The sequence below is a fragment of the Evansella halocellulosilytica genome, assembly GCF_002335745.1.
GTDB lineage: Bacteria > Bacillota > Bacilli > Bacillales > Salisediminibacteriaceae > Bacillus_CA > Bacillus_CA halocellulosilytica.
This window is the reverse complement of the sequence record NZ_NIST01000001.1, coordinates 1,219,090-1,232,855: the sequence shown is the minus strand read 5'-3', so window position 1 is coordinate 1,232,855 and position 13,766 is coordinate 1,219,090. Positions and strand designations below refer to the sequence as shown.

Annotated in this window: 16 protein-coding genes and 1 other annotated feature; of the genes, 8 read left to right on the top strand and 8 right to left on the bottom strand. The window is 38.8% G+C overall.

Annotated features, from left to right (window positions below):
- Positions 1-2 precede the first annotated feature (2 nt).
- From CD001_RS05960 to CD001_RS26300, 3 genes are all read left to right on the top strand, one after another.
- Positions 3-692: a response regulator transcription factor gene (locus CD001_RS05960; RefSeq protein WP_096186643.1), complete on the top strand. Its 690-nt coding sequence runs from the start codon at positions 3-5 to the stop codon at positions 690-692.
- Between the two features lie 340 nt (positions 693-1,032).
- Positions 1,033-1,428, top strand: a complete 396-nt coding sequence (locus CD001_RS05955) for a DUF6220 domain-containing protein (protein ID WP_096186642.1) — start codon at positions 1,033-1,035, stop codon at positions 1,426-1,428.
- 1 nt (position 1,429) lies between these two features.
- Positions 1,430-1,606 carry a DUF5957 family protein gene (locus CD001_RS26300; RefSeq protein ID WP_179298625.1) on the top strand — a complete coding sequence of 59 codons (177 nt, stop codon included), beginning with the start codon at positions 1,430-1,432 and terminating at the stop codon, positions 1,604-1,606.
- 34 nt (positions 1,607-1,640) lie between these two features.
- Here CD001_RS26300 and tyrS read toward each other — a convergent pair whose 3' ends face one another.
- The 3 genes from tyrS to CD001_RS05940 all read right to left on the bottom strand — a co-directional run bounded on the left by tyrS (position 1,641) and on the right by CD001_RS05940 (position 4,581).
- Positions 1,641-2,885: a tyrosine--tRNA ligase gene (gene tyrS / locus CD001_RS05950; RefSeq protein WP_096186641.1), complete on the bottom strand. Its 1,245-nt coding sequence runs from the start codon at positions 2,883-2,885 to the stop codon at positions 1,641-1,643.
- Positions 2,886-2,978: 93 nt separating this feature from the next.
- Positions 2,979-3,198, bottom strand: a binding site (T-box leader).
- On the bottom strand, positions 3,197-3,610 hold the full coding sequence (locus tag CD001_RS05945; protein ID WP_257009720.1) for a MarR family winged helix-turn-helix transcriptional regulator: 414 nt from the start codon (positions 3,608-3,610) through the stop codon (positions 3,197-3,199). Its footprint overlaps the feature before it by 2 nt.
- Before the next feature lie 272 nt (positions 3,611-3,882).
- Positions 3,883-4,581, bottom strand: coding sequence for an isoprenyl transferase (locus CD001_RS05940; protein WP_257009719.1), 699 nt, complete (start codon positions 4,579-4,581; stop codon positions 3,883-3,885).
- A gap of 544 nt (positions 4,582-5,125) precedes the next feature.
- Here CD001_RS05940 and CD001_RS05935 point away from each other — a divergent pair.
- Positions 5,126-5,842 carry a polysaccharide deacetylase family protein gene (locus tag CD001_RS05935; RefSeq protein ID WP_096186638.1) on the top strand — a complete coding sequence of 239 codons (717 nt, stop codon included), beginning with the start codon at positions 5,126-5,128 and terminating at the stop codon, positions 5,840-5,842.
- A gap of 150 nt (positions 5,843-5,992) precedes the next feature.
- Here the strand turns inward: CD001_RS05935 and CD001_RS05930 are convergent, their stop codons facing one another.
- Complete coding sequence (locus CD001_RS05930) at positions 5,993-6,430, bottom strand: SRPBCC family protein (RefSeq protein ID WP_096186637.1); 438 nt, start codon at positions 6,428-6,430, stop codon at positions 5,993-5,995.
- A 157-nt stretch (positions 6,431-6,587) separates the two neighbouring features.
- On the opposite strand from CD001_RS05930, the gene CD001_RS05925 reads away from it, so the two are divergent.
- Positions 6,588-6,905, top strand: coding sequence for a DUF3888 domain-containing protein (locus tag CD001_RS05925; protein WP_096186636.1), 318 nt, complete (start codon positions 6,588-6,590; stop codon positions 6,903-6,905).
- 119 nt (positions 6,906-7,024) lie between these two features.
- Here CD001_RS05925 and CD001_RS05920 read toward each other — a convergent pair whose 3' ends face one another.
- Entirely contained in the window at positions 7,025-7,519 is a 495-nt protein-coding gene (locus tag CD001_RS05920) for a hypothetical protein (protein ID WP_096186635.1), read from the bottom strand.
- Between the two features lie 134 nt (positions 7,520-7,653).
- Between CD001_RS05920 and CD001_RS05915 the strand changes: the two genes are divergently transcribed.
- The 3 genes from CD001_RS05915 to CD001_RS05905 all read left to right on the top strand — a co-directional run bounded on the left by CD001_RS05915 (position 7,654) and on the right by CD001_RS05905 (position 10,069).
- Complete coding sequence (locus tag CD001_RS05915; RefSeq protein WP_096186634.1) at positions 7,654-8,247, top strand: TetR/AcrR family transcriptional regulator; 594 nt, start codon at positions 7,654-7,656, stop codon at positions 8,245-8,247.
- Positions 8,248-8,369: 122 nt separating this feature from the next.
- Positions 8,370-9,299, top strand: a complete 930-nt coding sequence (locus tag CD001_RS05910; RefSeq protein ID WP_096186633.1) for an ATP-binding cassette domain-containing protein — start codon at positions 8,370-8,372, stop codon at positions 9,297-9,299.
- Positions 9,296-10,069 carry an ABC transporter permease gene (locus tag CD001_RS05905; RefSeq protein WP_096186632.1) on the top strand — a complete coding sequence of 258 codons (774 nt, stop codon included), beginning with the start codon at positions 9,296-9,298 and terminating at the stop codon, positions 10,067-10,069. The genes CD001_RS05910 and CD001_RS05905 overlap by 4 nt, the downstream gene beginning before the upstream one ends.
- 344 nt (positions 10,070-10,413) lie before the next feature.
- On the opposite strand, the gene CD001_RS05900 is transcribed toward CD001_RS05905, so the two are convergent.
- Genes CD001_RS05900 through CD001_RS05890 form a run of 3 tightly spaced genes read right to left on the bottom strand, consistent with a single transcriptional unit; the run spans position 10,414 to position 13,741 of the window.
- Positions 10,414-11,520: an ABC transporter permease gene (locus tag CD001_RS05900; RefSeq protein ID WP_096186631.1), complete on the bottom strand. Its 1,107-nt coding sequence runs from the start codon at positions 11,518-11,520 to the stop codon at positions 10,414-10,416.
- Positions 11,521-11,522: 2 nt separating this feature from the next.
- Positions 11,523-12,794 (bottom strand): ABC transporter permease, encoded by a 1,272-nt coding sequence (locus CD001_RS05895; RefSeq protein ID WP_096186630.1) that lies wholly within the window; start codon positions 12,792-12,794, stop codon positions 11,523-11,525.
- 14 nt (positions 12,795-12,808) lie between these two features.
- Positions 12,809-13,741, bottom strand: coding sequence for an ABC transporter ATP-binding protein (locus tag CD001_RS05890; RefSeq protein WP_096186629.1), 933 nt, complete (start codon positions 13,739-13,741; stop codon positions 12,809-12,811).
- Positions 13,742-13,766: the final 25 nt, after the last annotated feature.

Below are 13,766 nucleotides of genomic sequence, written 5' to 3'. Positions count from 1 at the left end.
CTTTGGCAAAGATATTAATAATTGAAGATGAACTGAGTATTGCAGAACTCCAACGAGATTATTTAGAAATCAACGGATTTGAGACGGAGATCGAACAAGACGGCCAAGCCGGATTACAAAAAGCATTGAATGACAATTATGATTTAATCCTTTTAGATGTCATGCTTCCGTCATTAAGCGGCTTTGAAGTATGCAAAAAAATCCGTAACGAAAAAGATGTTTCTATCATCATGGTAACAGCAAAAACCGATGACATTGATAAAATAAGAGGGCTAGGTCTTGGTGCCGACGATTATATCGTCAAGCCTTTTAGTCCGAATGAACTCGTTGCCCGTGTCCAGGCGCACATCAGCAGATACGAGCGTTTAGTCAACAAGGAAAATCGATCCACTTTCATTCGTGTAAAAGACTTAGCCATCGATACAAATGCAAGAAGAGTGTTTATTGGGGACGAGGAAATCATGATGAGAGCAAAGGAATATGATTTGCTCGTATTCCTCGCAAAACACCCAAACCAAGTGTTTAGTAAAGAACACCTCTTTGAAAAAATATGGGGAATCGATGCTTTCGGAGACGCCACGACGGTAACAGTACATATTCGAAAAGTTAGAGAAAAACTCTCTGAACACGACTCCCAAACAGAATATATCGAAACGGTATGGGGCGCAGGTTACCGTTTTTTAAAAGCATAAATCACTTCTTAAACATTGTCGTTTATATCGGCAATGTTTTTTAAACGGGATAGCTCAAGGGGGGCCGTCTGATTAGAATCGTTCTAGTTAGCGGATAAACATGGATTTTTACAGGATAAACCTGATTTTTTACCGGATAAACTCAAATTTTCGCGGATAAAGCTTAATTTTTACAGGATAAGCGGTAATTTTCGCGGATAAACCTTCATTCTTACAAGATGACCTTCTATTGCACTTCCACAAACAACACGTTTTTCAACGATTTAATAAAAATTTAAGAATTAGATAAGACATTTTTTATTTTTCCCAACTATTCTATACATCGAAAGGGGAGATTTTCATGAAATATGGTTCTATTAGTCAGTTTATTTATATTGCAATGTCATTCGTCTTCTTACTTTGTGTCTTATTTCAATTTTACACAGCAGGTTTATCGATATTCGGTGGTGGTCATTATTGGGTGCAGCATAAAATGGTTGTTCATTTGTTCGGTATCAACTTACCGATATTCATGATGATTACTGCGTTTATCGGAAGACTTCCGAAAATATTCATTTATTATACTGGTGGTTTTCTCGTGCTTATTTTTTCCATGTACGTAACCGCAAATCTCGGGTTTCAACTTCCGATCGCAGGCTCACTTCATCCAATCTTTGGAACGATTCTCGTCATTTTAGCACTATTTAATGTTTACTACGCCGTCCTGCCACTTAAAAAGAAAAAGGAGGCTCATTAATATGAAAGCTATACTTCTCGGCATATTAGGTTTTTTCGCAGGTTACGTTTTAGGAAGCGGGTTATTAAGAGGGCTTCATATCGTAGGCTTCGATATGTACAGTTTATCCATATGGATTAAACTGCTGCCTTATTGGTCAGCGATTATTTTAGCTGTCATATTCCCGCGCTTAAAATAAAAATTCGACAAGTGCCAGGCACTTGTCGAATTTTTTATAATTTTATTTTGGCGAATTTCCGCTTACCGACTTGTATGATTAAACCATCTGTGAGCTTTACTTTTAAATGATTATCTTCTACTTTTTCTCCATTTAGTTTGACACCTCGGTTTTCAATCATTCTTCGTGCTTCGCTTTTCGATTTCAATAATTTCAGCTCAACGAGGAAATCGATAATGTTCATTTCAGACTCGCCATTCCAGTTCACTACTGGTATATCTTCAGGTAATGCACCTTTTTGAAAAACAGAGATGAATTGACGCTCGGCTTGCTCAGCTGCTTCATCGCTGTGGTACATTCTCACGATCGTTTTCCCTAATCGCATTTTTGCATCACGAGGGTGTAAGCTTCCATTATTCAAATCGTCTTTTATCATTTGAATTTCTTGAGGAGACAAGTCTGTTACAAGCTCAAAGTATTTCACCGTTAATTCATCCGGAATCGACATCGCTTTTCCGTACATGTCTGCCGGCTTCTCATCAATACCAATGTAATTGTTCTTTGATTTAGACATTTTTTCTACTCCGTCAAGGCCTGCCAATAATGGCATCAATATGGCTACTTGCGGCTCTTTTCCAAACCGTTCTTGGAAATGTCTCCCCATGAGTATATTGAAGTGCTGATCTGTTCCGCCAAGTTCAATATCACATTCCAACTCAATCGAATCATGTCCTTGCATTAACGGGTAAAAGAATTCATGTAATGAAATAGGTTTTCCTAACGCTAACCGTTCGTCAAAGTCATCCCTCTCTAACAGTCTTGCTACCGTAATTTTTCCAGCTAATCGAATGACATCCTCGAAATTCATTTTTGAAAGCCATTTCGAATTGTAATGCAGTTCGACTTTTTCCATGTCAAGGACTTTGCCGAACTGGTCAAAGTACGTTTGGGCATTGTGTTTCACTTCTTCATCTGTCAGCTGCTTTCTCGCAACCGACTTTCCTGTTGGATCACCAATTTTACCAGTGAAATCACCAATAATTAATTGGATCGTATGACCATTTTCTTGAAATTGGCGAATTTTGTTTAACACGACGGTATGCCCTAAATGAACATCTGGTGCAGATGGATCTAGTCCTAATTTAATTTTTAGCGGACGATTTTGAAGGATGGATTTTGCTACTTTCCTTTCTAATTCTTCGGTTGGAATAATATCTTGGACGCCTTGTCTGTATATCGCCATTTGCCTCTTTACTTCGCGTAATTGTTCTTCTGACAACTGTTCAATTATGTCGCTCATTTCATTTCCCTCCAATTTAAAATATAAGTTGTTTTTTTAAAAAGTTGCTGCTATACGAAAGCGGGAATATATAAAAACCACGCCCCCCTATAAAAAAGGGACGTGGCTTAGTTTTTCACGCGGTACCACCCTTGTTGGAGAAAACACTTCTCCCACTCGCTCGAGATAACGGCTCGCCCGTCCTTTGCTACTAGTTGTTCACAAAGAATGCTCAAGGAGGTAATTCATAATAATCTTTGTATCGGTTCACACCAGCCACCGACTCTCTGTAACAGCGAGATCATTACTACTGGATTCCTGTCATTGCATTTTTAAAACTCGTTATGTCTAATCACTTTCCTTAATAGCTCTGACAAATGCTTCTGTTCGTCTGGACTTATACTACTGACAACCTCGACTTCCTCTTTATGAAAATGGGGATACAACTCCTCCATCACTTTTCGGCCTTTATTTGTGATTGTCACATACCTCGTTCTTCGATCTCTCTTATCAGTACTTCGATAGCATAGCTCTTTTCTTTCCAGTGTATTCGTAATATTACTCACAGTTGCTTTTGTCACGCCTGCAGACTGAGCTAACTTTTTCGTTTCAACTGATTGAGATATCCATAAATCATACAAAATGGAAAAGGACGTCCAAGACAAGCCATAATTAGAGAGAACGTCACGCTCCATCTTGTTACGCAACCCTTGGGCAATCCGGTAAATATTTGTTACAACTGCCACTGCATCAAGGTTCAATGATTCTAAAGGTAAATTCGTTAGACGATTAATCGTTTCTAGTTCTTCGGGAAGTAATTCTCCTTTTTCATTAAACGAATGGACGGTTGCTCCCTCCTTTTTTTCAGAATCGTTAGCTATGAAACGATATTAGCAGACGAATAGGTAGAATGCAACATTTAATCTACTAAAAGTTTTTGCCAGTATGTTTTTTTGACAATCTACATAAAAATTTAAAAATCGATCAATAGCACCATTTTTTAGTTACTATTGACTAATTATGTCCCAGCCTCATTCCGTTGATTCACATCATCGATTGCTTGCATAAGCAATTGTTTATTAAAGTCCGGGAAATAAGTATCCGTAAACCACAATTCTGCCTTAGATGATTGCCATAGTAAGAAGTTGCTTAATCGTCTCTCCCCACCTGTCCTAATAATCATATCAGGGTCTGGAAGGTCTTTCGTATAAAGGTAACTTCTAATAAGCTCATTATTAATATTCTCTATAGATTGTGTTGAATTTCTAACATCTGTCATTAATAATTTTACCGCATTTACTATTTCCATTCTTCCACCATAATTTAAAGCAAAATTCACGATCAAGCCATCATTGTTAGCCGTTTGTCGAATTGCTTCTTCAACAGATTCTCTCGTGTGCTGCGGCAACCCTTGAATATTTCCCGAACTACAAATCTTTATATTTTTTTCCATGAACATTGGCAATTTTTCTTTAAAAAATCTCGTAGGTAAATCCATCAAGTATTGAACTTCTTTTTCAGGTCTTTTCCAGTTTTCCGAAGAGAAAGCATATAAGGTCAATATTTGAATTCCTAATTCAATCGATGCGTATACAATTCCTTCCATCGCTTTCGATCCAGCATAGTGACCTTGACTTCTTGTCAATCTTTTTTCCTTCCCCCATCTTCCATTCCCATCCATCATAATTGCAATATGTCTAGGTGAATCTCCTTTCACAGTCATCACTCCTATCCATTCGTATATCAAAAACCGAAATGTACATTCATAACAAATTTATATGAGCTATTTACCTTATCACTTGTCCATCGATGGATGTTTATGTTTAACCTGCTTAATTTTTCGTATTAATGCACCGTACTTTAACAAATAATACCATAATTTAATCATATTATCTGGTTCGTTTCGCAATATTTTGTGAGGCAACTAGGTGCGCGATATCATCTTAAACATCTAGATTTGCGACAGATGCAGACATTGAGTTCTATATCTCCTTATAATCATCCATTTTGGAACTGCTTTTTATCCGCTTGACGGAACTAGTGACCGCTTAATCTTAAAAAATATCCTTTCTCGACAGCAATAGCGAATCTCTTGTCCGCGACACTACATCGCATTCAGTTCTTTGTGCGGACACTGGATCCTTTATTTTGACCTCTTGTCAGTCAAGGTTATCCAAAGTGGAGCAACAAAAATTCTAGTTTTCCGTATATAATAGATTTGTTCGATCACTTAATAGATTACGTTTATTGGAGAGAGAAAAATGAAAAAGTGGATAATGATTTTAAGTACAGCTATGATTTTGTTAGTTACCAGCGCCTATGCATTGAATGAGCTGACAAAGTCACGCAGCTTTCAATTTTTTGGTGGGATTGTCAGTGAAGTTGATACAAGCGAGAAGGTTGTTGCTTTAACGTTTGATGACGGTCCAACCGAATATACTGATGAAATTCTTGAGATTTTACGTGATAAAGATGTGAAAGCAACCTTTTATTTAACCGGTCAAGAGATTGAAGAATACTTCGACGAGGCAGTAAAAATTGTTGATGAAGGACATGAGATCGGGAACCATTCTTATTCTCATGAACGAATGGTTTTTAAGTCACCAGGATTCATTAAAGATGAAATTGAGAAAACAGATGAGTGGATCCGTGCGGCTGGCTATGAAGGAGATATTCATTTTCGCCCTCCTTATGGCAGGAAATTAGTAGTGCTTCCTCATTACTTGAATAAACATGAGCGAAAAACTGTATTATGGAACATCGAACCTGAATCCTCCTCTGACATTGCTAGTAGTCCTAATAAAATGATCGAGCATGCCGTTGAAAACGTTCGTCCTGGTTCAATCATTTTGATGCATGTCATGTATGAAAGTAGAAGGTCATCGATGGATTCAATCGAAGGTATGATTACAGCCTTAGAAGATGAAGGGTATACATTTACAACTGTATCAGAACTGTTAGCTTATGAAGAGGATTAACGCTCAAGCTAAAACAGTTCCCCTAGATAAGCAAGCCCTTCTTTTCATCTAAATTTGCTTGGCATACAAAAACCTAGTGTCTCATTCCGGTTCACACTAGGTTTCTTTTAAGTCGGAAGTTAACCTAATAAAAGATGTTTTATAGCAAGTTTACATTTTTTCAGCTAACGCTTTAATCATCTCTTTTGATTCTGTTGCAAACTCTACAGATGCATCATAGTACATTTCTCCGTTTTTGATCAATGAAAAGTCTCCTATTTCAATGGTAAGAAGTGTTTGTCCTTCTTTTTCTTCCAGATTATATAAATATGCCACGTCCCCTTCTTTCGGCTTCTTTTCCCAATTCGATACGTATAAGGCAATTTTTAATTGTTTCATTTCTTCAGCTTTAATAATCTTCGTCACAGACTCCCCGCCGTTTGGAAGATTCCATACAACTTTACTACCAACCGTCATATCTTCACTCGGATAATCTTCTGGAAGTTCATCCCATTGTGCAACGTATTTCGGTTTTGTCAGCACTTCCCACACTTTTTCAGGAGACGCATCAATCAAAATTTCGTCATTAACAATTAATCGGCTGTCCATTTGACCTAAAACTCCTTTATTTTAAATGATACATCTATTGTACGTAAAAGAACTCTCACAAGCAAACGTGTGTTTGGAACGTAATTCTTTTATACATGGAACCATAAAATCTTTGGAACGATAATGGTAATTGACTATTAGGTTAGGAGAAACCACATTGAAGAAGTTTAGTATCGTTTTTTTCGTTTCAATTATCATAATCAAGTCAGGACAACCAGCGATTGCAGAGGAAACAGTACTTCCCTCTCCTGAAAAAGAAGATCTTTATCATGACATAATGATTACTTTACTTTTACCGCAGATCGATGCGCAAATAAACGAACATTATTCCGAAAGGTTAACAATAGCTCCAACGGTTTATTGGTACATGGTTGATGTGGCAAAAGTAGAAAGAGTTTGTGGAAATCGGTCATTCCGCTTTTTAATCTCATTAGATGTGACCCCCTGTAATTGGACCACATATTTCAGTTGGTAAAGATCGTTTCACTTGATATAAATCCTATCGGTGCAAAGTTAGTTCATTATGAACATTTAGAAACACACGAACTACCTGACCATTGGAAATATGTGATAAGACCAGCCGATTCATGAACACTATTCCTCATTTTGATAATGGACATTCTCTAACGTAATTTCTTCCCGCTCTCCTTCCCATTCAACAACAGCGGATAACATATCCTCGCTGTCAAGATCCTCTCGAGGACCAAATCCATGTATTGTGTAGTCCCGATTTAGATAACTTTGTCCGCTAGATTGGCCGTCCGGAAAAGAAATTTCGTGCGCTACTGGCGGTTCATCCGTCTCATCACCTTCATCAAATATTAACGACGCTGCATCACTCTTTTTATAGCGCAGCACTTCATACGCCAATTCGTCATTTTTCTCAGGGTTTAACACATAAGCCATCTGCCAATGGTCACTTTCCCCATAAAAAACGAGCGTATGATGATCAGAACTAACTTGCAAAATATCAGTAATAAAATATAAAAGATTCGGTTCATGAATGACGGTACGCCTCTCCTCCTCTTTATCTCCAAATGCACATGAAGCCAAAAAGGAACTGAACAAAACAACAACAATCGATTTCATAGTAGATTCCCCCTTATCAATACGTATGGAAGATAAGAGCTCGTAAGACCGTCATTTTGCCAAGCTTTATAAACGGTAGTACAATATATGTTAAAATCAACATGACATCATCATATATGAAGGAGAATTGATCAATGTCCCCAAGAAATGAAGAACAGCTGAAAAGCTTGCGCGAAGATCGAAAAGTACAAATCATGGAAGCGGCAATAAAAGTATTTGCAAATAATGGAATTAAACTAACAAAGATAAGTATGATCGCAAAAGAAGCTGGTGTCAGCCATGGGCTTCTCTATCATTATTTTCAGTCTAAAGAAGAGGTTTTACATAAAAGTCTTGCTTGGGCTATGTCAGGTACGGATGAATTGTTTGGACAATTTGAAGGGCTTGACCTTTCTCCATTAGAAAAAATTAAACGTTTTACAAAGTTAGCATTAATGGAAGGAAACAGCGACACATTCAGAGTGATTCAACATATTTCCAGGTCAGAAGAAGTCGCAGATGAAACAAAAAAACTCGTCGAAGAAGGCGGCACCATATACATAGCAAAAATTTATCCGCTCATCGTAGAAGGTCAAAATGCCGGTGAAATTATCGAAGGCGATCCACAAGAGTTGCTGGAATTATTTTTAACAGTTCTTACCGGAATCATGACCGATGACCTTCCATGGTGGAATAAAAATATTAACCACCGTGTCAATCTCCTGCTGCGCATGATCACTACACGATAAACATAGATTATAATCCTTTTTTTGCACCAAACTTTTGGTTGACAAAAGATGGATTTCTTTTTAATCTTATATTGACTGATTAATTCAATCAAAAACAAAAGGAGAGAATCTCATTAGATAAAATGATATCCGTAAAAGACCTTAGAAAGTCATACCGTCAACATGACGTTTTAAAAGGACTCGACTTTCACGTTGCCCGTGGTTCAATTTTTGCATTGTTAGGCGAAAACGGAGCTGGAAAAACGACAACAGTGAAAATCTTATCGACATTAATTCGAGCAGATAAAGGAACGGTGATGATCGGTAAACATGACCTCGCACGTGATGCTGCATTCATTAGAAAAATGATTAGTGTTACGGGTCAATACAGTGCCGTCGACGAACTTTTAACAGGGGAAGAAAATCTTCACATGATGGGATGCCTTACTCATCTAAGACGAAGAGAAGTAAAGAAGCGTACTGCTGAGCTGTTACGTGAATTTGACTTAGTCGAGGCAGCGAAGAAACGAGTCAAAACCTATTCAGGTGGGATGCGCCGTAGGCTCGACATTGCTGCAAGCTTACTCGGATCACCTCAAATCATCTTTCTCGATGAACCAACAACTGGACTCGATCCGCGAAGTCGAATGAACATGTGGCGATTTATTAAGCAGTTGGCAAACGATGGAGTGACCATCTTTTTAACGACCCAGTATTTAGAGGAAGCTGACCAGCTCGCAGATAAAGTTGCTGTCATTAATGACGGAAAAATAGTGGCAGAAGGATCAGCAGATGAGCTAAAGCGTCTTGTCGGCGATGAAAAGTTAGAAATCACCTTTGACAATCACGCAGATTTTCAAATAGCAGTCAATCTCCTGAACGGACATCCAGAAGAGGATAAACAAATGATTACTGTCTCGACGAATGGTTCTATTGAAACGTTACGTCAATTATTAAATGACTTACACGAGCAAGGAATAGAACCTAATAACGTCCAACTTCGAAAACCAACGTTGGACGACGTGTTTATGGAAAATACGAATCGCAGCACGAAAGGGGCGAGTGTTCAATGAATGAAGCAAAGTGGTATTGGTTCATCAGTGACAGTTGGACGATGTCAAAACGTAACTTCAAACATATTTTCAGAAATCCGGAATCATTATTCATTAACATCGGGTTACCTGTCATCCTTATGCTTATGTTTGTTTACGTTTTTGGCGGAGCGATTCAAACAGGATCGGATTACATTAATTATGTAGTACCTGGCATTATTATTACGTGCGTCGGATACGCCAGTTCGATGACAGCTATAAGTGTCTGCCAAGATATGACTGGTGGTTTATTTGACCGGTTCCGCAGCATGCCGATTCATCCTTCATCTTTATTGACTGGTCATGTGGCAGGAAGCTTTGTCCGAAATATGATTAGTACGACTTTAGTTATTTTCGTTGCGGTCCTTATAGGCTTTAGACCTGATGCCTCCTTTTTAGACTGGCTTGCGGTCATCGGCTTTCTTAGCTTATTTTTATTCGCAATCAGCTGGCTCTCTGTAATTTTCGGTTTACTCGCTAAAAGTGTGGAAACAGCTAGTTCATTTACCTTTATTATTATGTTTGCACCTTATGTAAGCAGTGCTTTCGTTCCTACTCATACGATGCCTGACTGGCTTCATTTCTTTGCCGACAATCAGCCGATGACACCACTCATTGAGACGTTGCGCGGACTTCTTATCGGCATGCCCATTGGCAACAATGATTGGCTCACAGTTGGCTGGTTTGGTGGACTCCTTATCATATCCGTCATTATCGCTTCAATAATTTTTCAACAACGCCAAAAAGTGTAATGATTGGAGAAACGAGCTTCAAAATGCGGAGCTCGTTTTTGATATTCTGACGTTGAATGTTCATACATTATCACTGTCTTATACTCACTTTTTTCGTAACTATTCATGAATTGAAGTCTACGAATTTGAAGCAGGTTCAGTTGAAGCTTCTTCAATCATGTATGGTTGAAAAATGAAGCATCCAACAAGATCGACCAGTAAAAACAATGTCAGACACCACACCTCTCCACACTACTGACCAACTTCCCTCAGTCATTGCTAATCACCCCAAACTCTAACATGCATAATCATGATCCAATATTCGACTAATAAGAAAAACCGCCCTTTAAGGACGGTTCTATCTATCAAGATCCCCGACGCTCCATCAAATTAATGCCAACACCCATGCAAACCACACCGAAAAGCAGCATGATCGATAAAGGTTGACCTAGCTCTAAGAAACTGCGGTCAAAAATCGCCGCCCCTTTCAATGCATCAATCGCATACAGCATTGGGACTCCTTTTGATAAGGCAAGCATGATCTCATTAGTCACAACTTCAATCGGCCAGAATGCTCCGCCAATCATCGCAATGGCAGTCGCGACAATTGGGATGACAGCCTGAAGCTGTTGAGGAGAATTGACGGCCCCTATGAGAAGCATACCTAAAGCAACAATCGCAAACGTATAACATGCAGTAATGATTAAAATCGTACCGAATCTTTCTCCAATATCAAAACCGAACACGTATTGGAAAAACACGAAAATAATCACAATCTGCGCATATCCGACAAAAAAGCAGTACAGCAAATGTCCTAAATAAATTTGCCATTTATGAAGTGGAGAGATAATTAGACGATCCCACGTTCCCCCACGCTTTTCTTCAACGATTGTATATAAGCTGAACAAAATGGTATAAATCGAGAAAAACAGCGTCATTCCAAACAATATTTGTAATTGTTCATTATATTCATATGTGCCTTCTTCTCCTTCTAAATTCGTTGTAATGAGTGAAAGAGCGGGTTCCTCCATACCGCGCTCGACTTCCTCCCGAAAATCACCTTCGGTATCATACTGCTCAGCTTCCCTTAAACGAAGCTCTTCAGAATAAATTTGATTTACATGCCTTTCAACGCCATAGTGACTCGCGTCATCTGCTGCAACAAGCATTCGGTAATCGTCTTCCATGATTTGGACAGCAACGCTCGTACTCCCTTCTGCCACCCACTGTTTTGCCTCTGATTCTCCCGCCCATTCGAACTCAATACCATCAGCTTCATTTAACCGATCAAGCCAAAATTCTCTCTCATCTTCCGACAATGAGTTGTCCGAATACGTAGGCACCGTGAGCGTATTTCCAGGACCAAACCCACCAAGAACAGCTACAAATGCAACCGTTAAAATAACCATCGACAATACCAGAATAGGTGCTCTGCGAAGTCGTTGCCATTGCAGTAAAAATACAGATTTCATAATCAGACAGACCTCCTTTTCGGAAAGAGAAGAATACTAAGTACAATTAAGAACACGGTCATGCCGGCTATCCGTATTAATGGTGTCACTAAAGCATCCATCTCAAACCCTTGCATCCATTGCAAGTATGCAGATAATGCAGCACCGTTTGGTGTCCAATCACCAATTGTTTTAATGACTTCTGGCAGACCATCCGTCGGAAAGAAACTTCCACCTGTAAAGGCAAATACCGAAACAATCCCACTTGTGAAAACGGATGATACCGCTTGAGTATTAAATCGGAGAGTGAGAGCTGTAAGCAAGGCTGTTAGTCCGCCGACACAAAGTGATAACATTGCCGATATGAACATCATTCCTAGCCAAAACTCTAATGTTTCGCCTGCAAATGATCGAAAAACAAGTGTTGATAAACTAAATAAAATCACAAATTGCGCAAAAGCAATTAACGATGCTGAAACAACTTTCCCCGCTAAATAAACGGACGAATGTTTCCCAGATAATAAAATTCGATTAAACACGTGCTCATTTTTTTCAACAAAAGCTTTCGCAGAAATTGTTCCTGCAACAAAAAGGACAAACATGACGGCCATTCCAATTGTATAATACTGAATAGAAGTAATTGGATCCTGTGTCGTAACCGTTTCTTTGCCTCCAATGTTTTGTGCGGCTTCATTTAATTGATAAGCTTCGTCACCTAATGACCTTGAAATCTCTGTTTCAAAGTTAAGTGTTCGAACAAACCCGTCAATAATGTCATGAAATACACTCGTTTGAAGTGATGTGTGATCAGTAATTGTGACCTCCAATTCACTGCCTTCTCCTTCATTTAATAGAAGTCGCATTAACGAATCACGAGTAAAGTTTTCTGGTATGGTCAAAATACCTGCTACCTCTTCCTCCTCTAATGCCTGCTTTGCCTCTGAAGCATCCATCTCAACCGTATCAATCATGTTGCTAATTTCTTCACTGCTTAATGTATCTTGCAACATCGTATAAGGACTAATTTCCTCAGCTGTAAATTGCAGTTCAGCAGCTGCTTCTTCCGGAAAATTCTGTTCTTCTAATTCCTCTATAAATTGACTAATCCCTTGTTGCTCATCATCTTCTTGTACGACAGCTACTTGTATATCAATGGCATTCGTTTCACCTTCCATTAAGCCTCTTAATGCAAATCCTAAAATTGCGATTAAAATAAACGGCATTAACAGAAGAACGATTAAATCTGCTCGATCACGAATTTGAACGAGAATATCTTTCATAATAAAAGTGCCCACCAGCTTTCACCTCCTCAATCTCTCAATTTACGTCCTGTTAAGTGTAAGAACACGTCTTCTAAAGTTGGTGTTTGGACATTTACATTGACGATTTGGACTTCATGACGCTCAGCTGTCTGAAAAACTTTTCCGAGCAGTCTGCTCCCTTTAGGAACGATTAACTTTATCCCTTTTTCCGTTTCAGTCGCTTTTTTAATTCCTTCAATAGATTCAAGTTCTGAAAGAAGGGTTGGTTGTGGACGATCTAACTCGATCCAAACCGTTTCCTCACCAGATAAAATGCTTTTAAGCTCTTCTTTCGTTCCTGAAGCTATAATTCGTCCGTGATCCATAATATAAACTCTGTCGCAAAGACGCTCCACTTCTTCCATATAGTGACTTGTATACAAGACAGTTAATCCTTTCTCACGGTTTAATTCGCGTACTGTTTCAAGAATATGTGTACGCGATTGTGGATCAATCCCGACGGTCGGTTCATCCATAATGAGCACCTCAGGATTATGAAGCATCGCAGCCGCCATATTAATTCGACGCTGCATCCCTCCTGAATACGTTTTGACCACTTCTTTTTGGCGATTTTCTAAACCGACCATTTTTAACACTAATTGAATTTCTTCTTCTAGTTTTTTGCCTCTAAGTCCATATATTTTTCCGAAAAACTTTAGATTTTCATAGGCTGTCAACTCTTGATAAAGAGCAATTTCTTGCGGAACAATCCCGAGTACATGGCGAATCCGATCCGGGTCCTTTACAACACTTTTTCCGTGAAGCATAACATCACCTGATGTCGGTTTAATAAGTGATGAAATCATCGAAATCGTCGTTGACTTTCCCGCTCCATTCGGGCCGAGCAGTCCTACTGACTCCCCTTTATCAATGTATAAGTTAATACTATCGACGGCTGTTTTTCCTTTATAAGCTTTTTGCAATTCTTTTGTTTCCAGCATGTATAATGCCTCCTTTTTAAAAATC